The following is a 21,674-nucleotide window of genomic DNA, read 5'->3' on the forward strand; positions in this document are numbered from 1 at the left end:
ACCATCGGATGGTGCCCAGGGTAAGCCAGAACCAGCTCGACGCCCGCCGCCAGGAAATCCTCGGTGCGGCGCGGGCCTGCTTCGCCCGGCACGGCTACGAGGGCGCCACGGTGCGCCGGCTCGAAGAGGCGACCGGGCTCTCCCGGGGAGCGATCTTCCACCACTTCCGGGACAAGGACTCCCTCTTCCTCGCCGTCGCCGAAGACGACGCCGCCGCCATGGTGACCACGGTGGCCCGCAACGGCCTGGTGCAGGTCATGCGCGACCTGCTGGCCGGCGCTACCTCGCCGGACACCACCGGCTGGCTGGGCAGTCAACTGGAGGTGTCCCGGCGGCTGCGCACCGATCCCGAGTTCGCGAAGCGCTGGGCCGAACGCTCGGCGAGTCTCGCCGAGGCCACCCGGGAGCGGCTGGCCCGGCAGCGGGACGCCGGAGTGCTCCGCGACGACATACCGATCGAGACGCTGGCCCGCTTCCTGGAGCTGGCCTACGACGGGCTGGTGCTGCAACTGGCGATGGCCCGGCCGGCCGGCGACCTCGGCCCGGTGCTGGACCTGGTGGAGGAGGCGGTCCGCCGGCCGGGCCGCTGAGCCCGATCGCCCGATCCGACGCGATCCGGGCCGGGCGGAGCCGGGCCGGGCCGGGCCGCCCGATGCGGACCGGGCCGGTCTGTCGGGAGGTTTACGCAACCGCGACCGGAGCGACTGGCGTACCGGATCCACAATGGTGACAGTCCGAGACCTCCGTACGCCTGGAGTCACCCCCATGGACGAACTGCTAGCGGTACGGGCCGAGACCTGGGGCGTCCCCGGGCCGGTCTTCCTGACCCTCTATCTCACGACCGCCGGGCTGATCCTGCTCGGCACCCTGGCGCACCGGCTGGTCGCGTTCGCCGGACGCCGACCGCCCGGCGCCGAGCAGCGCCACCCCGTCGAACTCGCCTGGCTCGCCGGCGGCGACCAGCTCGCCCTGCACGCCACGCTCGGCGGGCTGCGCGCCGCCGGTGCGGTCGGCACGGCGGAGCGGCACCGGCTGGCCCAGACCGGGCCGTTGCCGTTCCGGGCCACCCGGCTGGACGCCGCCGTGCACCGGGCGGCCGGCCAGGGCGTACCCGGACGGGCGCTCGGCAACGACCCGCAGGTCCGTACCGCCCTCGCCGACCTCCGGGCCGACCTGGTGCGCAGCGGGCTCGCCCTGCCCGACTCCGCCCGACCGGCCGCCCGGGTCGGGCCGGTGCTGCTGCTCGGGCTGGTCGCGGTCGGCCTGGCCCGGCTGGTCGCCGGGCTGGCCGCCGACCGGCCGGTCGGCTATCTCGTGCTGAGCCTGCTGGTGCTGGCTCCGACCGGTGTGGTGCTGCTCTGCGCGGTTCCCCGCCGGACCCGGGCGGCGAAGGCCCTGTTGCGCGACCTGCGGCGGCAGCACCAGCACCTCGCGCCCCGGCACTCGCCGGCCTACGCCACCTACGGCCCGGCCGGCGCCGCGCTCGGCGTCGCGCTGTTCGGCACGGCCGCCCTCGTCGCGTTCGACCCGGGGTTCGCGGTCGAGGCGGAGGTGCAGCGCGCGATGACCGCGTCGGCGACGAGCAGCGGCGGCTGGACGACCGCAAGCACCGGCGGCGGATCCGGCGACAGCTCCGGTGACGGTGGGGGCGGCTGCGGGGGCGGCTGCGGCGGCTGTGGCTGCGGCGGATGACGACGACCGGAGGAGACCGCCGATGACGACCGGAGGAAGCGGCCCGGGCGGGGGGCGCACGATTGGCGCCCCGACACCAGAGGGCCGGCGCGGCATTCCGGCGCCGGAGGGGGGTTACGGCGTCGGGATCGGCTGGCGGCCCGAGATCGCCGGCTTCGTCGCCGACCTGCCCGGACTGCGCTTCGTCGAGGTGATCGCCGAGTCGATCTCCGCCACCGGGCCGCCACCGGGCCTCGCCGAGCTGCGCGGCCGAGGCGTGACGGTGGTGCCGCACGGAGTACGGCTCTCCCTCGGCGGCGCCGAGCCGGTCGAGCCGGCCCGGGTACGCCAGTTCGCCCGCGCCGCCGAACTGCTCGACGCGCCGCTGGCCAGTGAACACATCGCCTTCGTCCGGGCCGGCGGGATCGAGGCGGGGCACCTGCTGCCGTTGCCGCGTACCCGGGAGGCGGTCGACGCGGTGGTCGCAAACGTGGCCCGGGTACGCGCCGAACTGCCCGTGCCGCTGGCCCTCGAACCGATCGCCGCCATCTTCGACTGGCCGGACGACGAGCTGGACGAGGCGGACTTCCTCACCGAGATCCTGGACCGCAGCGGCGCGCTGCTGCTGCTCGACATCGCCAACGTCTACGCGAACGCCCGCAACCGGGGCGCCGACCCACTCGACCTGCTCGACCGGCTGCCGCTGGACCGGGTCGGCTACGTACACGTCGCGGGCGGGGCGGCCAGCGACGGGATCTACCACGACACGCACACCGACCCGGTCCCGCCGGAGGTGCTGGAGCTGGTCACCGAACTCTGCGCCCGGCACCGGCCACCGGCACTGCTGCTGGAACGGGACGGCCACTACCCGCCGGCCGCCGCGCTGCGCGCCGAACTCGACGCGATCGCCACCGCCGCCGGCTACCCGGCGGTGACCTGAGTTGACCGATCGGAGCAGCGGTACGCTCGGTCTGCCACCGCAGGCGGCCGGGACGCTTGCCGACCGGCAGGCCGCGCTGGTCGCCTCGCTGGTCGCCGGGGCACCGCTGCCGCCGGGCTTCGACGCCCGGCGGGTCGGGGTGGCCCGGTCGGCGCTGCTGCACAAGCGCTCGACCGAGGTGGCCCGGCAGTGGCCGCTGCTCGCCGCCGGGCACGGCCGGAACTGGCGGAGCGTCTTCGCGGCCTGGGCGGCGGACCGGCCGACCTCGGGCTCGGTCCGGGACGGCTGGGACCTGGCCCGCCTGTTGGCCGCCGGGCGGACGCTGCCGGCACCGGCCGCCGAGGAACTCGCGGTCCGGGAGGCCGGCTGGCGGTACGACGGCCGCACCCCGCCCCGGCGCCGCCGGCTGCCGGCGCTGCGCCGGGCCGGAAACGTGCTCGTGGTGCAGGTCGCCGGCCGGGTACGGGTGTGGCCGGTACCCGGCCGCCGCGACCCGAAGATCGACTGGTCGCCGTCCGGGTCATAGGATCCGTTCCATGGATCTCGGACTCGCCGACCGGGTGTACGTGTTGACCGGCGCATCGAAGGGACTCGGCCTCGCCACCGCACGCGCCCTGGTGGCCGACGGCGCCCGGGTGGTGCTCTCGGCCCGGGACCCGGAGCAGGTGGCCACGGCGGCCGGACAGCTCGGCCCGGACGACCGGGTGCTGGGACTTCCCGCCGACCTGGCCGACCCGGACACCCCGGCCCGGCTGGTGGAGACCGCCCTGGAGCGGTTCGGCCGGCTCGACGGTGCGCTCGTCTCGGTCGGCGGGCCGCCGCCGGGCAGCGCCGCCCGGGCCACCGACGCGCAGTGGCGGGACTCCTTCGAGACCATCTTTCTCGGCACCGTCCGGGCAGCCCGGACGATCGTGGCGGCCCTGCCCCCCGGTGGCGCGCTGGCCCTGGTGCTCTCCAACTCGGCCCGGTCGCCGATCCCGGGACTCGGCATCTCCAACGGGCTGCGGCCGGGACTGGCCGGGGTGGCCAAGGACATGTCCGACGAGTACGGCCCGCGCGGCGTACGGGTGGTCAGCCTGTTGCCGGGCCGGATCCTCACCGACCGCAACCGGGAACTCTTCGCTGCCGGCGGAGACCCGGAACGTGCCCGCGCCGACGCGGAGGCGGCGATTCCGCTACGCCGGATCGGTGACCCGGACGAGTTCGGCCGGGTGGCCGCGTTCGTGCTCTCCCCCGCCGCCAGCTATCTGACCGGGGTCACCATCCCGGTCGACGGTGGCGCGCTACGCGGTCTCTGACCTGACCTGCTCCCAGCGCGCACCCTGCCCTCGCCCGCCGCACCCGACGCCGCGCCGCTCCGGGCCGACTCGTCCGGGCCGACTCGTTCCGGACCGCTGCCGGCCGGATAGAGTTGCCAGCCGTTGTCCTCGGAGGTGAGCGTCATCGCAAGCGTCAGCGTGGTGGTACTCGCCGTCGGTGGGCTCTGCTGCCTGATGGCGGTGACCGCGGTGGTGATGGGAGTGGTATGGGCGGCCCGGAAGAACCGCGGGCCCTGACGCCGGCCCGGCGGGCGCGGCCGCCCCGACCGACCCCGGCCGAGGTGGCGGCGGCGACCGACCGGCAGCTCCCCGACCTGATCGCCCCGGACCTGGACGTACTCTTCTGCGGGATCAACCCGGGCCTCTACTCGGCCGCCACCGGCTGGCACTTCGCCCGGCCCGGCAACCGGTTCTGGCCGGCGCTGCACCATGGCGGCTTCACCCCGCACCTGGTCGACCCGGCCGACCAGGCCGAACTGCTCGGTTACCGGCTCGGCATCACCAACCTGGCGGCCCGGGCCAGCGCGCGGGCCGACGAGTTGGGCCGGGACGAACTCGTCGAGGGCGGCCGGCTGCTGGTCGGCAAGGTCCGCCGCTACCGGCCGCGCTGGGTGGCGGTACTCGGCGTCACCGCCTACCGGACGGCGTTCGAGCGGCGTACGGCCCGGATCGGCCGGCAACCGGAGACGCTCGGCGGGGCCCGGTTGTGGGTACTGCCGAATCCGAGCGGGCTGAACGCGCACTTCACCGCTGCCGGGCTGGCCGCCGAGTTCGCGGCGTTGCGGGCGGCGACCCTGGCGGAGTCGGTCAGACCGGGTCGTAGTCGGGACGCGGCATCGTGATCACCGGCTCGGGGCCGACCGCGTCGACGTACGGCTTCGGGGAGTCGACGACGGCGAACTGCGTCCGGTACAGCTCGGCGTAGAGACCGCCGACGGCGACCAGCTCGTCGTGCCGGCCCCGCTCCACGATCCGTCCGCCGTCCAGCACCAGGATCTGGTCGGCCTCGCGTACGGTCGAGAGCCGGTGCGCGATGACCAGCGCCGTACGCCCGCTCAGTGCCACCGAGAGCGCCCGCTGCACCGCCGCCTCCGACTCGGAGTCGAGGTGTGCGGTCGCCTCGTCGAGGATCACGATCGACGGGGCCTTGAGCAGCAGCCGGGCGATGGCGATGCGCTGCTTCTCGCCCCCGGAGAACCGGTAGCCGCGCTCGCCGACCATGGTGTCGAGCCCGTCCGGCAGCGAGCGGACCAGCTCCGCCACCTGGGCGCCGCGCAGTGCCTCCCAGAGTTCGTCGTCGGTCGCGTCCGGCTTGGCGTAGCGCAGGTTCTCGGCGATCGTCTCGTGGAACAGGTGCGAGTCCTGGGTGACCACGCCGATGGTGTCGCGCAGCGAGTCGAGGGTGGCGTCCCGGACGTCGACGCCGCCGACCCGGACCGCCCCGTCGGTGACGTCGTAGATCCTTGAGACCAGCATCGAGGTGGTGGACTTGCCGGCTCCGGAGGGGCCGACCAGCGCCACCATCCGACCGGGTTCGACGGTGAACGAGACGCCGCGCAGCACCGGCTCGTTGACCGTACGCTCCAGGGTGGCGACCTCCTCCAGCGAGGCCAGCGACACCTCGGCGGCGCTCGGGTAGCGGAACCGCACGTCGTCGAACTCCAGCCGGCCGGCGCCGCGCGGGATCGGCGCCGCGTCCGGCTTCTCGGCGATCGACGGGGTCAGGTCGAGCACCTCGAAGACCCGGTCGAAGGAGACCAGCGCGCTCATCACGTCCACCCGGACGTTGGAGAGCGCGGTCAGCGGGCCGTAGAGGCGGGTGAGCAGCAGGGCGAGCGTGACCACGGTGCCGGCGCTGACGTTGCCCTGCACCGCGAGCCAGCCGCCGAGGCCGTAGGTGAGCGCCTGGGCCAGCGAGGCGACCAGCAGCATCGCCACGAAGAAGGTGCGGGAGTACATCGCGGACTGGATGCCGATGTCGCGGACCCGTTCGGCCCGGTCGCCGAAGCGCCGCGCCTCGACCTCGGGCCGGCCGAAGAGCTTGACCAGCAGTGCCCCGGCCACCCCGAACCGCTCGGTCATGGTGGCGTTCATCTTGGCGTCGAGGTCGTAGGACTCCCGGGTGATCTCGGCCAGCCGGCGGCCGACCCGGCGGGCCGGGATGATGAAGATCGGCAGCAGTACCAGGGAGAGCGCGGTGATCTGCCAGGAGAGCGTGAACATGACGGCGGCGGTGAGCACCAGCTGGATGATGTTGCTGACCACCCCGGAGAGGGTGCTGGTGAAGGCCCGCTGCGCGCCGGTCACGTCGTTGTTGATCCGGCTGACCAGGGCCCCGGTCTGGGTCCGGGTGAAGAACTGCAACGGCATCCGCTGGACGTGGTCGTAGACCCGGGTCCGCAGGTTGAGGATGATCCCCTCGCCGATCCGGGCCGAATACCAGCGCTGGGCCAGCGAGAGCAGCGCGTCGGCCACCGCCAGGCCGGCGATCACCACGGCCAGCCGGATCACCAGACCGGCCGCGTCCGAGCCGCCCCGGGAGATGGCGTTGATCACGTCTCCGGCGAGGACCGGGGTGGCCACCCCGATGATCGCGGCGAGCACCACCGTGACCAGGAACACCGCGATGTCGCTCCGGTAGGGCCGGGCGAACTCGACCACCCGGCGCACGCTGCGCCGGGTCACCCGGTGCGCGGTCACCTCGTCCCGGTTGCGCAACGAACGCAGCATGTTCCAACCGCCCATGCTGGCACCGCCACCCATCGGGTTCACCACACGCGACCTCCCAGTCGTCCTCGACGACTACGACAACCGGAATGGCGGCCCGATGCTTCCCGAACGATCCGTCGCACCGTCGTGGTCCTGAGCAGCCCCGCCGTCGGCCGCGGCGCGCTCACCACCGGTTGCGCGCGAACGCCGTCGGCGTCCAGCCTATTCGCCGGCTCCGACAAGATCACGCATTCGGCGGGTCTGCGCCTCGCGCTCGGCCCGCTGCTGCTCCGCCGGGGAGCGCCCGGCCGCGCCGGCCAGCAGCGCCTTGATCTCCACCACCGCGTCCCGGTTGCCGCTCAGGATCGCCGCCGTCAGGTCTCCGACGGCGCCGTCCAGCTGCTCCGGCGGCACCACCACGGTGGCCAGGCCGAGCCGCTCGGCCTCGGCCGCGTCGATCCGCCGGCCGGTCACGCAGACCTCCAGGGCCCGGGCGTAGCCGACCAGCTCCACAAGCCGCTTGGTGCCGGCCAGATCGGGGACCAGGCCGAGGGTGACCTCGGCCATCGCGAAGGTGGCGTCGGTGGTCAGCACCCGCAGGTCACAGGCGAGCGCGAGCTGGAAGCCGGCGCCGATGGCGTGCCCCTGGACGGCCGCGATCGAGATCAGGTCGGGGCGGTGCAGCCAGGTGAAACCGGCCTGGAAACCGGCGATGCGCTCGGCACACTCCTCGGGCGGCAGGGCGGCCAGCTCGGCAAGCGACGTCCCCGGGGACTCCCCCGGGTTCTCCGGGGACTCCCCCGGGCCGGGCCGGCCGGCCGCCACCGAGAGGTCGAGCCCTGCCGAAAAGGCTCGACCCTCGCCCCGTACCACCACGATGCGGACGTCGCCCGGGAGATCCCGGGCGAAGTCGTGCATCGCCCGCCACATCTGCGGTGTCTGTGCGTTGAGTACGTCGGGCCGGCACAACGTCACTGTCGCTACCGGCCCGTCGCAGTTGAGCCGTACGCCGACGGTCATACAGAGGTCCGCTGGCGTGCGGGTCCGGACCAGGCTGCTGTGCGGGTCACGCCTTCTTCCGACGACGTGCACCGCCACGCTGACGAAGCTGTACACCAGACTCGGTGAGCACCCGGTGGATGAACCCGTAGGAACGGCCGGTCGAGGCCGCCAGGGCGCGGATGCTTTCGCCGGAGGTATACCGCTTGACCAGGTCCTTGGCGAGCGTCTGGCGCTCGGCTCCGACGATCCGGCGACCCTTCTCAGTGCTGGTGGCTGTGCCAGTGGCTGCCATGTTGATTCCTCACGTCCCAGACTGTGCGGTTCGATACGGTCCCACCTATTAGACCGCCTCGAACGATCATGCGCTAGATATCAACTCTTCGCCAACCGACACGCACAGCAGTGTCAGTTTCCCGATTGAGTGATTGCGCCATCGGCGCGATGCACTCCGACCACCCGGGCTCGCACCGCAGCTCAGCGGGTATTTCGAGCCGCGGCCGTCCGCACGGGAGCCGCCCGGTACGCGGTTTTCCCGTCTTCCGGTCGACTTTCCTTCCACCCCACCCGAGTTTTGCTTCATCATCCGGCGAGTTTCGTTCCGGCGACGTCAAGTTTCGGCTCACCCGGTAGGGGGTTTCGTCCCCGGCCAGGATTCCGCGCTGCCGGATTCCGCAGAATGGTGTTCCGTCCGCGCAGTACCGTCCGCGAGCACCGGTGGCCATCCACGAGACATTGTCGTACCTGCCGTCCCCATCGGCACCTCGGCGAGGCTCGGGATGCACCGATCCCGGCGGATCCCCGTCGGTCACCCGGCAGATCGTCGTCGGTCAGTAGGCGAAATCGAGCCGCCGCCGCCACCGGGGCTTGGGCCCGGGCTAGGCCAGCTCGACCAGTTCGAGGAGGTCGTCGCTCCAGGCGTCCTCGTCGCCGTCGGGCAGCAGGATCGCCCGGTCCGGCTTGAGTGCCAGCACCGCGCCCGGGTCGTGGGTGACCAGCACGATCGCACCGGGATAGCGGGCGATGGCGTCGAGCACCTGCTCCCGGCTGACCGGGTCGAGGTTGTTCGTCGGCTCGTCCAGCAGCAGCACGTTCGCGCCCGAGCAGACCAGGGTGGCCAGCGCCAGCCGGGTCTTCTCACCGCCGGAGAGCACCCCGGCCGGCTTGTCCACGTCGTCGCCGGAGAAGAGGAACGCCCCGAGGATCTTGCGCAGGTCGGTGTCGGACTGCTCGCTGGCGGCGCTGCGCATGTGGTCCAGTACGCTGCGGTCCACGTCGAGGGTCTCGTGCTCCTGCGCGTAGTAGCCCAGCCGCAGTCCGTGCCCCGGCCGCACCTCGCCGGTGTCCGGCTCCAGCAGGCCGCCGAGGATCCGCAGCAGGGTGGTCTTGCCGGCACCGTTCAGCCCGAGGATCGCCACCCGGGAGCCCCGGTCGACGGCGACGTTCACGTCGGTGAAGATCTCCAGCGAGCCGTACGACTTCGACAGGCCGCCGGCGGTCAGCGGCGTCTTGCCGCACGGTGCCGGGCTGGGGAACCGCACCTTGGCCACCCGGTCGGCGACCCGGGCCTCCTCCAGCCCGGAGAGCAGCTTCTCGGCCCGGCGGGCCATGTTCTGCGCGGCCACCGTCTTGGTCGCCTTGGCCCGCATCTTGTCGGCCTGGGCCATCAGCGCGCCGGCCTTCTTCTCGGCGTTGGCCCGCTCCCGGCGGCGGCGCCGCTCGTCGGTCTCCCGCTGCTCGAGGTATTTCTGCCAGCCGACGTTGTAGACGTCCACCACCGAGCGGGTGGCGTCCAGGAACCAGACCTTGTTGACCACCGCCTCCAGCAGCGAGGCGTCGTGGCTGATCACGATCAGTCCGCCCTTGTGCGCGGCGAGGAAGCCGCGCAGCCAGGTGATCGAGTCGGCGTCCAGGTGGTTTGTCGGCTCGTCGAGCAGCAGGATCCCGCCGCCGTTCTCGGCCGCGTCCCGGAAGAGGATCCGGGCCAGTTCGACCCGGCGACGCTGGCCGCCGGAGAGGGTGCCGATGGTCTGGGCGAGGATCCGGTCCGGCAGGCCGAGGTTGGCGCAGATCCGGGCCGCCTCCGCCTCGGCGGCGTACCCGCCGAGCGAGGCGAACTGGTCCTCCAGGGCACCGTACCGGCGGACCAGGCGCTCGTCGTCGGTCCCGTCGGCGAGCTGCTCCTCGATCTCCTTCATCCGGGCCATCAGCACGTCCAGGCCCCGGGCCGAGAGCACCCGGTCCCGGGCGGTGACCCCCAGGTCGCCGGTACGCGGGTCCTGCGGCAGGTAGCCGACCTGGCTGCGCCGGTCGATCTGGCCGGCGTAGGGCTGGCCCTCGCCGGCCAGCACCTTGAGGGTGGTGGTCTTGCCGGCGCCGTTGCGGCCGACCAGGCCGATCCGGTCGCCGGGCTGCACCCGCAGCGTGGTGTCGGACAGCAGGATCCGGGCGCCGGCTCGCAGTTCCAGGCCGTTCGCAGTGATCATGTCGGAGAACTCGCTCTCGGGATCGAAGGCTGACTCAGGGCACACGGACGAGCCGGCGGACCTCGGATCCGTCGGCTCGGGGCGTTCAGCCTTCGCAGAGCAGCACGTGTCGAGTGTACCGGGCGAGCGGGCCGGGCCGGTGCCGGATTACCGATCAAGATCACGGGGTATCGACCAACCGCGACATCGGGCGAGGTATCCGCGCGACAACCGGGCGAGCCACCCGACGACGGACCAGGCATCGGCGATCAGGGCGATCGGGGAACGGAATGGAACTCAACGAGAACGCACGGATCGACACCAGTCAGGTGGAGGACCGGCGCGGGTCCGGCGGCGGGCGGGCCGGGATTCCCATCCCGATCGGCGGCGGTCGGGGCGGGATCGTCGGCCTGATCATCGCCGTGCTGGTCACCCTGGTCGGTGGCGGCTTCGGCGTCAGCCAGCTCACCGGCTCCGGCGGCGAGGAGCAGGGCGACAACACCGCGCTGGAGCAGCGCTGCGAGGCCGAGGACGCGTTGCAGCAGCTCGACTGCCGCAACACGCTCTACATCAACTCCATCCAGGCGTACTGGCAGCAGGCGATGCCCCGGCACTTCGACCAGCCGTACCAGGAATCCGACACCGTCTTCTTCGAGCAGGCGGTGAGCAGCGGCTGCGGTCAGGCGGACTCCGGCGTCGGGCCGTTCTACTGCCCGCTCGACGACAAGGTCTACATCGACCTGAGCTTCTACCGGGTACTCGCCGAGCAGCTCGGCGCCCCCGGCGAGTTCGCCCAGCCGTACGTGCTGGCGCACGAGTACGGCCACCACGTGCAGGACCTGCTCGGCACCGAGCAGCGGGTACGCGACCAGCGGCAAGCTGATCCCGGCGAGGCGAACCGCCTCTCGGTGCTGCTGGAACTCCAGGCGGACTGCTACGCCGGCGCCTGGGCCCGCAACGCCACCGGTACCGCCGACGAGCAGGGGGTGAAAATTTTCACCAGCCTGACCGAGCAGGACATCCAGGAAGGGCTGGACACGGCGGCGGCGATCGGCGACGACGCGATCCAGGGCAAGTCCGGCGGCCGGATCGACGAGTCGCAGTTCACCCACGGCAGCTCGGCCGACCGGCAGAAGTGGTTCGGCGCCGGCTACTCCAGCGGCGACCCCAGCTCCTGCGACACCTTCGGCACCGCTCGCTGACCCGGACCGACCCGGCACGGCGGCCGGGAACTGCCGGCTAGCGGACCGGGCGCAGACCACCGGTCGCCGGTCGCCGTCGGGTCGGGCCGGGTCGGGCCGGGTGCAGGCTACGGGTCGCGGAGCAGGACGCGTACCGCCCGGGCGGCGGGGATGGCGTCGACGAGTACGGTGTGCCGGGGCTCCGGAACGTCGAGCAGGCGTTCGGCCCGCAGCGCCGCCAGCGGGGCGAGCCGCCGGTCGGCCAGGATGCTCTCCACCGCCCGCCGGTCGCCGCCGGCCACCACGGCGGCGAGCCGGCCGGCCGCGGGGAGCAGCAGCCGGACCGCCAGGTCAGCCCCGTCGGCGGCGGCGGCCTTCGCCTGGTTGTCCCGACGCCGGGCGAAGCGCTGCTGCGACCAGCCACCGGCCGCGGTGCGGCCCTGCACGTACCGGCTGTCCACCTTGGAGACGACAAGCCGGTCGCCGTCGGCGACGCCGACCGCCACCGCACCCTTGCGGGCCAGTAGCAGGCCCAGCCGCCGGGGCGCCGCGACCGCCGCCAGGAAGGCAGTCAGGTCGTCGGTCGGTCCGGGCACGCCGGGCGGCGGATGCAGCACCGCGAGCGTGCCGTCGGGGGCGGTCAGCCGTGGCCCGTCCGGCCCGGCGGCGACCTCCGGCGGCCCGCCGTGCCGCTGCGCGAAGCCGTCCAGCCAGCGGGCGAGCCGGGCCGGTGGCACGTCCACCCACCGGCCGCCGCCGGCAGCGGGTCGGCTGTTCACCCCCGAACGGTACGACGTCCGCCGCCGGCACCCGACCGCCGGGTCCGCCCCGGCCGTGGTCCGGCCCGGGGTCGACCTGCCGTGGTCCGGCGCGGGGCCGACCTGCCGTGGTCCGGCGCGGGGCCGACCCGGCCGCGGTCCGGGCGGAGACGGTCTCGGGCGACCGGGTCAGCTCAGCAGCACGTTGACCGCGAGCACCGCGACGAGGGTGCTGGAGACCAGGGCGGTGCCGAGCCGGCCCCGCGGTCCGGCCAGCGCCCGCCCGATCAGCGAACCGCCGGAGGCGACGAGCAACTGCCAGCTCGCCGAGGCGGCGAATGCGGCGAGCACGAAGACCGCCTCCGCACCGGCCGACCACTCGGCGCCGGCCCGGCGGCCGAGCACCAGGGCGGCGAAGTAGAGCACCGTCATCGGGTTCAGCAGGGTCAACGCCAGCAGGCCGGCGTACGCCCGCGGCGGCGTACCCAGGCTCCGGTCGGTGCGGGCGGCCCGGCCGGGGTCGGCGCGGTGCCGGATCGCACCCCAGGCACCGGTGACCGCCAGCAGCAGCAGTACCCCGACGGCGAGCCAGCGCAGCGGCTCGGCGACCGGCTCGACCAGGCCGGCCAGCGCGGCACCGCCGAGCACCGCGACCGCCGCGTAGAGCCCGTCGGCGGTGGCGACCCCGAGCGCGGCGGCGGCCCCGACCCAGATGGAGGTACGGGCGGTCAGTCCGATCACGAGGATGGCGATCGCGCCGACCGGCACGGCGACGCCGTAGCCGGCGAGCAGGCCGGCGACAAGGGCGTCGGTCATGACGGTGCCGGCGTGATCGACGCCGGTCGCGGAGGCTTCCGCTGTCGCCGGGTGGCCCGGTCGGGCGCGGCGGCGGAAGCGGAGGTCCACGAGACAGGCACGATCACCTGACGATTCTGGCCGGTCCCCGGCCCGTCCCGCGACGGATTATCGGCACCGCACGGGGTGTGATCCAGGACTATCTATCGGGCCGGTGAACTCGTTACCATCCGGTAGCCGAATGTTGCTCACATTCGCTCGTACCGTCGGAAGGACCGCCGATGGCCCACCGCCCCCGCCGCCGGACCACCGCCGGGATCGCGGTGTTCAGCGCCGCCGTGCTCGGCTTCACCGCCGCCCCCGCCCCGGCCGCGACGGCCGCCGGCACGGTCCCCGCCGACCGTCACGCCGCCCTGCCGGCCGGCGCACCCGCTGCCAGCCCCGCCGCCGGACCCGTCGCCGGATCCGCCGCAGCATCCGCTGCGGCGCCGGCAAGCGGCGCGTTCGCGGCCGGCGACTACTGCCTGGGTGAATGTGCCGACATCCTGCCGCCCGGCCAGAACGGCAACGCCACCCTGGTCGAGGTGCTCGCCAACCAGACCCTCGGGGTACTTCCCCGGCACGCCGGTGACCAGCTCGACCGGTACGCGAGCCTGGTCTACGGGTACGCCGGGCTGCGCGAGGACCAGCTCGGGGCGTTCTTCAACGACGCGTCGTTCGGGGTGCCGCCGGGCCAGGTCGAGCGAAGCTACTCGCCGCGCGCCGACGTCACCGTGCGGCGGGACCGGGCGACCGGCGTCCCGCACGTCACCGGCACCACCCGGGGCGGCACGATGTTCGGCGCCGGATACGTCGGCGCGGAGGACCGGCTCTTCACCATGGACCTGCTCCGGCACGTCGGGCGGGGCACCCTCACCCCGTTCGCCGGTGGGGCGCCCGGCAACCGGGCCCTCGAACAGAGCGTGTGGCGCAACTCGCCGTACACCGAGGCCGATCTCGCCGCCCAGGTCGCCGCACTGCGCGAACGGGGTCCCCGGGGCGAGCAGCTGCACGCCGACGTGCGGGAGTACATCGCCGGGATCAACGCCTACATCCGGCACTGCATGGCGAACCGGAACTGCCCCGGCGAGTACGTGCTGACCGGCCACCTGGACGCGATCACCAACGCGGGCGGCCCGGAGCCGTTCGAGATGACCGACCTGATCGCGATCTCCGGGGTGGTCGGCGGGCTGTTCGGCGGCGGAGGCGGGCACGAGATGCAGTCCGCACTGGTCCGGATCGCCGCCCGGGCGAAGTACGGGCCGGTCGAGGGCGACCGGGTGTGGACCGCGTTCCGGATGGAGAACAACCCGGAGACGGTCGTCGGTACACGCCCAACCGGCCGCGTCGACAAGGGACCGGGCGGCGGTCAGCCCGGCGAGCACCGCGTCGGAGCCGACCGACAGCACCGCGACCCAGAGCTGCTGGGCACGGGTCAGCTCACCCGGATGCGCCACCAGTACACCCCGGCACCACCGCCGCCAGCGCCCGACCGCCAGCAGATGGCGCACCTTTCCCGGCGTCAGTGCCCGGCTGGCCTGCCCCCAGGTCACCTGCGACTGGTCGAACAACAACCACTCCCACTCGCCATCCCGCTCCCCCGGCATCCGCATCGGGAAAGCCCAGCGGAGATGTTGACGAGTTGTTGTCGTTCGCGCGACAACAACTCGTCAAGATTCACGACAGTCCGCGTGCGGCGCGGAGCGGCGCACGCGGAGCCGTGCGCGGAGCGGCGTGGGGTGGGGTGGGGTGGGGTGGGGTGGGTCAGACGTTGAAGCCGAGGGAGCGGAGCTGGTCGCGGCCCTCGTCGGTGATCTTGTCCGGGCCCCACGGGGGAAGCCAGACCCAGTTGATCCGGATGTCGTTCACCAAGCCGCCGCCGGGGCCGGTGGTGAGCGCCTGCCGGGCCTGGTCCTCGATCACGTCGGTAAGCGGGCAGGCCGCCGAGGTGAGGGTCATGTCCAGCGTCGCCACGTTCTCGTCGTCGACGTGCACCCCGTAGACCAGGCCGAGGTCGACCACGTTGATGCCCAGCTCGGGGTCGACGACATCCTTCATCGCCTCTTCGATGTCGGCGATCACCGCCTTGCCGGCCGAGCCCGCGACTGCCGCCGAGCCGTTCACATCCGCCGAGCCGTTCACATCCGTCGGCCCGCTCGCACCGGGCGACCCGGCCGCACCTGCCGAGCCGTTCACGCCGGTCGGCCCGGTCGTCTCCGCCGACTCGGCCGCCGACGCCGTCGTCGTGTCCTGATCGGTCATGCCGTCGTCACCTCGCTACGCTCGTCGTTGTCCTCGCCCGCCGCGGGCACACCGGCCCGGGCCGCGGCGTCCTTGAACGCCATCCAGGGCAGCAGCGCGCACTTCACCCGGGCCGGATAGCGGGCCACCCCGGCGAACGCCACCGCGTCGCCGAGCAGTTCCTCGTCCGGGGTCACCTGCCCGCGCCCGGACATCAGCTCGACGAACGCGGCGTGCACCGCGAACGCCTCCCCGGTGCTGCTGCCGGTGAGCAGCTCGTGCAGCACGCTCGCCGACGCCTGGCTTATCGAACAACCCAGCCCGTCGTAGGAGACGTCACTGAGCGTGTCGTCGTCGAGCGCCACCCGGACGGTCACCTCGTCCCCGCAGGTCGGGTTGACGTGGTGCGCCTCGGCGGCGTACGGCTCGCGCAGCCCGCGCCCGTGCGGATGCTTGTAGTGATCCAGGATGATCTCCTGGTAGAGCTGGTCGACCTGCATCAACCGAACACCTTCCGTACCTGTTCCAGCCCGCGCACCAGGGCGTCGACCTCGCTGGTCGTGGTGTACAGGTAGAACGACGCGCGGGTGGTCGCCGGTACGCCGAACCGCACGCAGACCGGTCGCGCACAGTGATGGCCGACCCGCACCTCGACACCCTGGGCGTCCAGGATCTGCCCCACGTCGTGCGGGTGTACGCCGTCCAGATCGAACGAGATCGTCCCGCCCCGCCCGACCGGCAGCTCCGGCCCGAAGATCCGCAGCCCGGGAACGGTCCCCAGCGCGTCCAGCGCGTACGCGGTCAGCTCCCGCTCGTGCCACTCGATCGCCTTCATGCCGATCCCGGTCAGGTAGTCCACCGCCGCCCCCAGCGCCACCGCCTCGGCGATCGGCGGGGTACCCGCCTCGAACCGGGCCGGCGGCGCCGCGTACGTCGAGCCGGCCATGCTCACCGTCTCGATCATCGAACCGCCGCCGAAGACCGGCGGCATCGCGGCCAGCAGCTCGGCCCGGCCCCAGAGCACCCCGATCCCGCTCGGCCCGCACATCTTGTGCCCGGTGAAGGCGATGAAGTCGGCGTCCAGGTCGACCACGTCGACCGGCAGGTGCGGCACCGACTGCGAGCAGTCGAGCAGCAGCAGCGCGCCGACCTGGCGGACCCGCTCGGTGATCCGGGCGGTGGCGTTGACCGTGCCGAGGATGTTGGACATGTGCACGATCGAGACCAGTCTGGTCCGCTCGTTGACCAGCTCGTCCAGCCCCGACTCGTCGAGCCGGCCGCCGTCCGTGACCGGGAACCAGCGCAGCGTGGCGCCGGTCCGCTCGCAGAGCAGCTGCCACGGCACGATGTTCGAGTGGTGCTCCATCTCGGAGATCACGATCTCGTCGCCGGGGCCGAGCCGGAACCGGGGGTCGCCGGCCGGGCCGCCGAGCGAGGCGTTCGAAAAGGCGTACGCGACCAGGTTGATCGCCTCGGTGGAGTTCTTGGTGAAGACCACCTCGTCGGCGCTCGGCGCGTTGACGAACGCCGCCACCTTGGCCCGGGCGCCCTCGTACGCCTCGGTCGCCTCTGTGCCGAGCGTGTGCACCGAGCGGGAGACGTTGCCGTTGTGCCGCTCGTAGTGCCCACGCAGCACGTCCAGCACCTGCCGGGGCTTCTGCGAGGTGTTCGCGCTGTCGAGGTAGACCATCGGGTGGCCGTTGACCTCGCGCCCCAGGATCGGGAAGTCGGCGCGTACCGCCTCGACGTCGTAGCGCGGCACGTCGTCGTACTGTGGCATCCCCGGTGGGATCGCGATCGTGGTCATCTCGACACTGCCTTTCCGGCTCTCAGGCGCGCTTTCCGGCTCTCAGGCGCGGGCCGCGCCGGCGCCGGCGACGTACCGCTCGTAGCCCTCGGCCTCGAGCTTCTCGGCCAGCTCCGGGCCGCCCTCCTCGACGATCCGGCCGGCCACGAAGACGTGTACGAAGTCCGGCCTGATGTAGCGGAGGATCCGGGTGTAGTGGGTGATCAGCAGCAGCCCGGTCTCGCCGGTCTCGCGGACCCGGTTGACGCCCTCGCTGACCACCCGCAGCGCGTCGATGTCGAGCCCGGAGTCGGTCTCGTCCAGGATCGCCACCTTCGGCTTGAGCAGCTCCAGCTGGACGATCTCGTGCCGCTTCTTCTCGCCGCCGGAGAAGCCCTCGTTGACGTTGCGCTGGGCGAACGCCGGGTCCATCTGGAGCCGCTCCATCGCACCGCGCAGCTCGCCGGCCCAGGTGCGCAACTTCGGCGCCTCGCCGTCGATCGCCGTCTTCGCGGTACGCAGGAAGTTCGCCACCGACACCCCGGGCACCTCGACCGGGTACTGCATGGCCAGGAAGAGGCCGGCGCGGGCCCGCTCGTCCACGGCCATCGAGAGCACGTCCTGGCCGTCCAGCAGCACCTCGCCGCCGGTGATCTCGTACTTCGGGTGGCCGGCGATCGAGTACGCCAGGGTGGACTTGCCGGACCCGTTCGGGCCCATGATGGCGTGGGTCTCGCCCGCCCGCACGGTGAGGTCGACCCCGGCCAGGATCGGCTTCAGCTCGCCCTCGGGCAGCCGGACCGACACCTGCAGGTCACGGATCTCCAGAACGCTCATGGTGCGGTAACTCCATTGCTCGGTGTGAGACTCAGGTAGATGTCGCCGTCGCGGATCTCGACGGGGTAGACGGGTACGGGTTCGGTGGCCGGCAGTCCGGTCGGCTCACCGGTACGCAGGTCGAAGCGGGAGCCGTGCAGCCAGCACTCCAGAGTGCAGCCGTCCACCTCGCCCTCCGACAGCGCCACGGCGGCGTGCGAGCACTCGTCGCGTACGGCGTAGAAGTTGCCGTCCTCGGCGTGCACGACGGCGACCTCGGTGCCGTCCACGTCGGCGGAGACGACGCCGCCCTTCGGCACGTCCTCGGCAGAACAGATCCGGATCATCAGACCCCGACCTTCACTGCGGTGTCTTCGCCTGCGGCTGCGGGGCTCGCAAGCTCACTCCTCGCCTTGGCCAGTCTGGTCTCGATCTGGGTGCCGAGCCGATCCCGCAGCTCCTCGGCCGGGATCTTGTGCAGCAGTTCGGCGAAGAAGCCCCGGACCACCAGCTTGCGGGCCTCCCCCTCGGGGATGCCCCGGGCCATCAGGTAGAAGAGCTGCTCGTCGTCGAAGCGCCCGGTCGCGCTGGCGTGCCCGGCCCCGGCCACCTCGCCGGTCTCGATCTCCAGGTTGGGTACCGAGTCGGCGCGGGCGCCGTCGGTGAGCACCAGATTCCGGTTGATCTCGTAGGTGTCGGTGCCGGTGGCGGCGGCCCGGATCAGCACGTCGCCGACCCAGACGGTGTGTGCGCTCTCGCCCTGCAACGCACCCCGGTAGCCGACGTAGCTGCGGCAGTCCGGCACGCTGTGGTCGACCAGCTGCCGGTGCTCCAGGTGCTGCCCGGCGTCGGCGAAGTAGAGGCCGTACAGCTCGGCCTCGCCGCCCCGGCCGGTGTACTCCACGCTGGTGTACTGCCGGACCAGGTCGCCGCCGAGACTCACCTGCACGTGCGTCACCTTGGCGTCCCGGCCCAGCCGCACCTTGAGGTGCTGGGCCTGCACGGCGTCCGGCGCCCAGTCGGCGACGGTGACCAGGGTCAGCTTCGCACCCTCGGCGACCACGACCTCGACGTTGTCGGCCAGGGTCACCGAACCGGTCTGCTCCAGCACCACTGTCACCTCGGCGAACCGGCCGACGTCGACGAAGGTGTGCCCGAACGAGGCGCCGTCGGCGCCCTGGCCGACCAGCTTGACGGTGACCGGTTCGGCCGGCCGGATCTCCGGGGCCACCGCGAGCAGCACCGCCTCGCCGGCCCGGCCGTGCGCCAGCGCGCTGATCCGGTCGAACGGGGTCAGCACGCTGCCGATCCGGGCGTCGCCCTCGTGCACGCCGCCGAAGGTCACCCCGTCCGGCAGCGCGGCGACCTCGTAGCGCAGCCGGCCGTCGACCGGGCTGAACGTGTCGTCGGCGAGGCCGGCGAGCCGCTTCAGCGGGGTGAACCGCCACTCCTCCTCCAGGCCGGTCAGGGCCGGGAAGTCGCGGACGTCGTACGAGCGGAGCGTCTGCGCCTTGGTCTGCGCGACCGACGCGCCGGACGCATGCTGCGCGTCGGTCGCCTGCCGCGCGTCGGGCGCTTCGGGCGCGAATGCTTCGGTAGTCATCTCTTCCTTGGTCTGTTCTCGACGAGGTCCGAGGCCGGCTGCGGTGGGTGCGGGTTGCGGAACGGTCGCGACCGGCGTCAGCCGACCGCGCCCTCCATCTGGAGTTCGATCAGCCGGTTGAGTTCCAGCGCGTACTCCATCGGAAGTTCCTTGGCGATCGGCTCGATGAAGCCGCGCACGATCATCGCCATCGCCTCGTCCTCGCTCAGCCCCCGGCTCATCAGGTAGAAGAGCTGGTCCTCGCTGACCTTGGAGACGGTCGCCTCGTGCCCCATCGCCACGTCGTCCTCGCGGATGTCGACGTACGGGTAGGTGTCCGAGCGGGAGATGGTGTCGACGAGCAGCGCGTCGCACTTGACGGTGCTCTTGCTGTGGTGCGAGCCCTCCAGCACCTGCACCAGGCCGCGGTAGGAGGTCCGGCCGCCGCCCCGGGCGATCGACTTGGAGACGATCGTGCTGGAGGTGTGCGGCGCGGCGTGCACCATCTTGGCGCCGGCGTCCTGGTGCTGCCCCTCGCCGGCCATCGCCACCGAGAGCACCTCGCCCTTGGCGTGCTCACCGGTCATCCAGACCGCCGGGTACTTCATGGTCACCTTGGAGCCGATGTTGCCGTCGATCCACTCCATGGTCGCACCCTCGTGGCAGACCGCCCGCTTGGTGACCAGGTTGTAGACGTTGTTCGACCAGTTCTGGATGGTGGTGTAGCGGCAGCGCGCGTTCTTCTTGACGACGATCTCGACGACCGCGCTGTGCAGCGAGTCGGAGGAGTAGATCGGCGCGGTGCAGCCCTCGACGTAGTGCACGTACGCGCCCTCGTCGACGATGATCAGGGTCCGCTCGAACTGGCCCATGTTCTCGGTGTTGATCCGGAAGTACGCCTGGAGCGGGATCTCCACGTGCACGCCCTTCGGCACGTAGATGAACGAGCCGCCGGACCAGACCGAGGTGTTCAGCGCGGCGAACTTGTTGTCGCCGACCGGGATCACCGTGCCGAAGTACTCCTTGAAGAGGTCCTCGTGCTGCTTGAGCGCGGTGTCGGTGTCCAGGAAGACGACGCCCTGCTCCTCAAGGTCCTCACGGATCTTGTGGTAGACCACCTCGGACTCGTACTGGGCGGCGACACCGGCGACCAGCCGCTGCTTCTCGGCCTCCGGGATGCCCAGCTTGTCGTAGGTGTTCTTGATGTCCTCCGGCAGGTCCTCCCAGCTCGCGGCCTGCTTCTCGGTGGAGCGGACGAAGTACTTGATGTTGTCGAAGTCAATCCCGCCGAGGTCGGCACCCCAGTTCGGCATCGGCTTGCGGCCGAACAGCCGCAGCCCCTTGAGCCGGAGGTCGAGCATCCAGGCGGGCTCGTTCTTCTTCGCGGAGATGTCCCGGACCACGGCCTCGTTCAGACCACGCTGGGCCACGGCACCGGCGGTGTCGGAGTCGGCCCACCCGTACTCGTAGCGCCCCAGGGCGGCGAGCTGCTCCTCCTGCGTCATGGGCTGGACGATCTGCTCGGTCATCTGTCTGTCCTCACACTGCTGACGGAAGGTTTGGGCTGGGTCGGGATGTGTGTGGTGCACACCCCGTCGCCGTGGGCGATGGTGGCCAGGCGCTGCACGTGGGTGCCGACCAGGCGGGAGATGACCGCCGTCTCGGCCTCGCACAGCTGGGGAAACTCCACGGCCACGTGGGCCACCGGGCAGTGGTGCTGGCAGAGCTGCCCGCCGGAGGCGATCGTGGACGCGTTGGCAGCGTAGCCCTCCGCGGTCAGCGCCCCGGCGAGTGCCTCGGCCCTGGCCAGCGGGTCCTCTCCGGCGCCCTCCATGGCGGCCCGGCAGCGGGCCTCCAGTGCCGCCACCTGCTCGGCGGCGAAGGCGTCGACGGCGTGCGGCCCACCGTGCCGGAAGATCCACCGCAGTGCGGCGGTGGCCATCCCGTCGTAGGTGTGGGTGCCGCAGCGCCGCCGGCCGGAGTCGGTGAGCCGGAAGATCCTGGCGGGCCGGCCGCGACCGCGCTGGCCGCGCACGACCTGGTCACGGGCGACCACGTCGCCGTCGGCGAGCATCGCGTCCAGATGCCGGCGGATCGCCGCCGGGCTGAGCCCCAGCTCCGCGCCGAGCTGGGCGGCGGTGGCCGCGCCGTGCTCCAGCAGCAGCTGGGTGACCCGGTTGCGGGTGGGGCGGCCGTCCGGACCGGCGACCGCGGCGACGGGCAGGCCGGAATCGGCGACCGGATCGGTCACCCGTTCCCGCTCCGAGCACGCCGCCAGGTTTTTCACTACGCCAACGTTACGTATTTCGTCCAAGGTCCGCAAACCCGAGATCCGGTGATCCGGGCCACCGGAGGGCGGACGCGCCGTCCAGC

Annotated in this window: 22 protein-coding genes and 1 pseudogene; 9 read left to right on the plus strand and 14 right to left on the minus strand. The window is 72.5% G+C overall.

What is annotated here, in order from left to right:
* Window positions 1–11: 11 nt before the first annotated feature.
* The 7 genes from O7626_RS21775 to mug all read left to right on the plus strand — a co-directional run bounded on the left by O7626_RS21775 (window position 12) and on the right by mug (window position 4,772).
* On the plus strand, window positions 12–590 hold the full coding sequence (locus O7626_RS21775; protein ID WP_278062978.1) for a TetR/AcrR family transcriptional regulator: 579 nt from the start codon (window positions 12–14) through the stop codon (window positions 588–590).
* A 175-nt stretch (window positions 591–765) separates the two neighbouring features.
* Window positions 766–1,692 carry a TIGR04222 domain-containing membrane protein gene (locus O7626_RS21780; protein WP_278062979.1) on the plus strand — a complete coding sequence of 309 codons (927 nt, stop codon included), beginning with the start codon at window positions 766–768 and terminating at the stop codon, window positions 1,690–1,692.
* 22 nt (window positions 1,693–1,714) lie between these two features.
* On the plus strand, window positions 1,715–2,611 hold the full coding sequence (locus O7626_RS21785; RefSeq protein WP_278062980.1) for a DUF692 domain-containing protein: 897 nt from the start codon (window positions 1,715–1,717) through the stop codon (window positions 2,609–2,611).
* Between the two features lies 1 nt (window position 2,612).
* On the plus strand, window positions 2,613–3,137 hold the full coding sequence (locus tag O7626_RS21790) for a hypothetical protein (RefSeq protein ID WP_278062981.1): 525 nt from the start codon (window positions 2,613–2,615) through the stop codon (window positions 3,135–3,137).
* A gap of 10 nt (window positions 3,138–3,147) precedes the next feature.
* Window positions 3,148–3,909 (plus strand): SDR family oxidoreductase, encoded by a 762-nt coding sequence (locus O7626_RS21795; RefSeq protein ID WP_278062982.1) that lies wholly within the window; start codon window positions 3,148–3,150, stop codon window positions 3,907–3,909.
* 135 nt (window positions 3,910–4,044) lie between these two features.
* The gene (locus O7626_RS21800) at window positions 4,045–4,167 is read left to right on the plus strand and encodes a hypothetical protein (RefSeq protein ID WP_278062983.1); all 123 of its coding nucleotides are present in this window, start codon (window positions 4,045–4,047) and stop codon (window positions 4,165–4,167) included.
* Window positions 4,137–4,772, plus strand: coding sequence for a G/U mismatch-specific DNA glycosylase (mug, locus tag O7626_RS21805; RefSeq protein ID WP_278062984.1), 636 nt, complete (start codon window positions 4,137–4,139; stop codon window positions 4,770–4,772). The genes O7626_RS21800 and mug overlap by 31 nt, the downstream gene beginning before the upstream one ends.
* Here mug and O7626_RS21810 read toward each other — a convergent pair.
* From O7626_RS21810 to O7626_RS21825, 4 genes are all read right to left on the minus strand, one after another.
* Window positions 4,738–6,693: an ABC transporter ATP-binding protein gene (locus O7626_RS21810; protein ID WP_278066254.1), complete on the minus strand. Its 1,956-nt coding sequence runs from the start codon at window positions 6,691–6,693 to the stop codon at window positions 4,738–4,740. The two genes, mug and O7626_RS21810, sit on opposite strands and share 35 nt — an antisense overlap.
* Window positions 6,694–6,861: 168 nt before the next feature.
* Entirely contained in the window at window positions 6,862–7,659 is a 798-nt protein-coding gene (locus O7626_RS21815) for an enoyl-CoA hydratase/isomerase family protein (protein WP_278062985.1), read from the minus strand.
* Window positions 7,660–7,705: 46 nt separating this feature from the next.
* Window positions 7,706–7,933: a helix-turn-helix domain-containing protein gene (locus O7626_RS21820; RefSeq protein WP_007462679.1), complete on the minus strand. Its 228-nt coding sequence runs from the start codon at window positions 7,931–7,933 to the stop codon at window positions 7,706–7,708.
* A gap of 583 nt (window positions 7,934–8,516) precedes the next feature.
* Window positions 8,517–10,124, minus strand: a complete 1,608-nt coding sequence (locus O7626_RS21825) for an ABC-F family ATP-binding cassette domain-containing protein (RefSeq protein ID WP_278062986.1) — start codon at window positions 10,122–10,124, stop codon at window positions 8,517–8,519.
* A gap of 269 nt (window positions 10,125–10,393) precedes the next feature.
* Between O7626_RS21825 and O7626_RS21830 the strand changes: the two genes are divergently transcribed.
* Window positions 10,394–11,305, plus strand: a complete 912-nt coding sequence (locus O7626_RS21830; RefSeq protein ID WP_278062987.1) for a neutral zinc metallopeptidase — start codon at window positions 10,394–10,396, stop codon at window positions 11,303–11,305.
* Between the two features lie 107 nt (window positions 11,306–11,412).
* Here O7626_RS21830 and O7626_RS21835 read toward each other — a convergent pair whose 3' ends face one another.
* Together O7626_RS21835 and O7626_RS21840 are read right to left on the minus strand one after the other, a co-directional pair.
* Window positions 11,413–12,063 (minus strand): acVLRF1 family peptidyl-tRNA hydrolase, encoded by a 651-nt coding sequence (locus tag O7626_RS21835; protein ID WP_278062988.1) that lies wholly within the window; start codon window positions 12,061–12,063, stop codon window positions 11,413–11,415.
* A 168-nt stretch (window positions 12,064–12,231) separates the two neighbouring features.
* On the minus strand, window positions 12,232–12,858 hold the full coding sequence (locus tag O7626_RS21840) for a LysE family transporter (RefSeq protein ID WP_278062989.1): 627 nt from the start codon (window positions 12,856–12,858) through the stop codon (window positions 12,232–12,234).
* Between the two features lie 392 nt (window positions 12,859–13,250).
* On the opposite strand from O7626_RS21840, the pseudogene O7626_RS21845 reads away from it, so the two are divergent.
* Window positions 13,251–14,201: pseudogene (locus tag O7626_RS21845) on the plus strand (penicillin acylase family protein); the annotation flags it as partial.
* A 439-nt stretch (window positions 14,202–14,640) separates the two neighbouring features.
* Here O7626_RS21845 and O7626_RS21850 read toward each other — a convergent pair.
* The 8 genes from O7626_RS21850 to O7626_RS21885 form a co-directional block, all read right to left on the minus strand.
* Window positions 14,641–15,138, minus strand: coding sequence for a metal-sulfur cluster assembly factor (locus O7626_RS21850; RefSeq protein ID WP_278062990.1), 498 nt, complete (start codon window positions 15,136–15,138; stop codon window positions 14,641–14,643).
* Window positions 15,135–15,617 carry a Fe-S cluster assembly sulfur transfer protein SufU gene (gene sufU, locus O7626_RS21855; RefSeq protein WP_278062991.1) on the minus strand — a complete coding sequence of 161 codons (483 nt, stop codon included), beginning with the start codon at window positions 15,615–15,617 and terminating at the stop codon, window positions 15,135–15,137. Before sufU ends, O7626_RS21850 begins: the two co-directional genes overlap by 4 nt.
* Window positions 15,617–16,924 carry a cysteine desulfurase gene (locus tag O7626_RS21860; RefSeq protein ID WP_278062992.1) on the minus strand — a complete coding sequence of 436 codons (1,308 nt, stop codon included), beginning with the start codon at window positions 16,922–16,924 and terminating at the stop codon, window positions 15,617–15,619. The genes sufU and O7626_RS21860 overlap by 1 nt, the downstream gene beginning before the upstream one ends.
* Window positions 16,925–16,966: 42 nt before the next feature.
* Window positions 16,967–17,740, minus strand: a complete 774-nt coding sequence (sufC, locus tag O7626_RS21865) for a Fe-S cluster assembly ATPase SufC (RefSeq protein WP_278062993.1) — start codon at window positions 17,738–17,740, stop codon at window positions 16,967–16,969.
* On the minus strand, window positions 17,737–18,066 hold the full coding sequence (locus O7626_RS21870) for a non-heme iron oxygenase ferredoxin subunit (protein ID WP_278062994.1): 330 nt from the start codon (window positions 18,064–18,066) through the stop codon (window positions 17,737–17,739). The genes sufC and O7626_RS21870 overlap by 4 nt, the downstream gene beginning before the upstream one ends.
* Window positions 18,066–19,322, minus strand: coding sequence for a Fe-S cluster assembly protein SufD (gene sufD / locus O7626_RS21875; RefSeq protein ID WP_278062995.1), 1,257 nt, complete (start codon window positions 19,320–19,322; stop codon window positions 18,066–18,068). Before sufD ends, O7626_RS21870 begins: the two co-directional genes overlap by 1 nt.
* A 77-nt stretch (window positions 19,323–19,399) precedes the next feature.
* Window positions 19,400–20,830, minus strand: coding sequence for a Fe-S cluster assembly protein SufB (gene sufB / locus O7626_RS21880; protein WP_278062996.1), 1,431 nt, complete (start codon window positions 20,828–20,830; stop codon window positions 19,400–19,402).
* Window positions 20,827–21,525 (minus strand): metalloregulator ArsR/SmtB family transcription factor, encoded by a 699-nt coding sequence (locus O7626_RS21885; protein WP_278066255.1) that lies wholly within the window; start codon window positions 21,523–21,525, stop codon window positions 20,827–20,829. Before O7626_RS21885 ends, sufB begins: the two co-directional genes overlap by 4 nt.
* Window positions 21,526–21,674: the final 149 nt, after the last annotated feature.

The sequence above is a fragment of the Micromonospora sp. WMMD1102 genome (assembly GCF_029626265.1).
Lineage (GTDB): Bacteria > Actinomycetota > Actinomycetes > Mycobacteriales > Micromonosporaceae > Plantactinospora.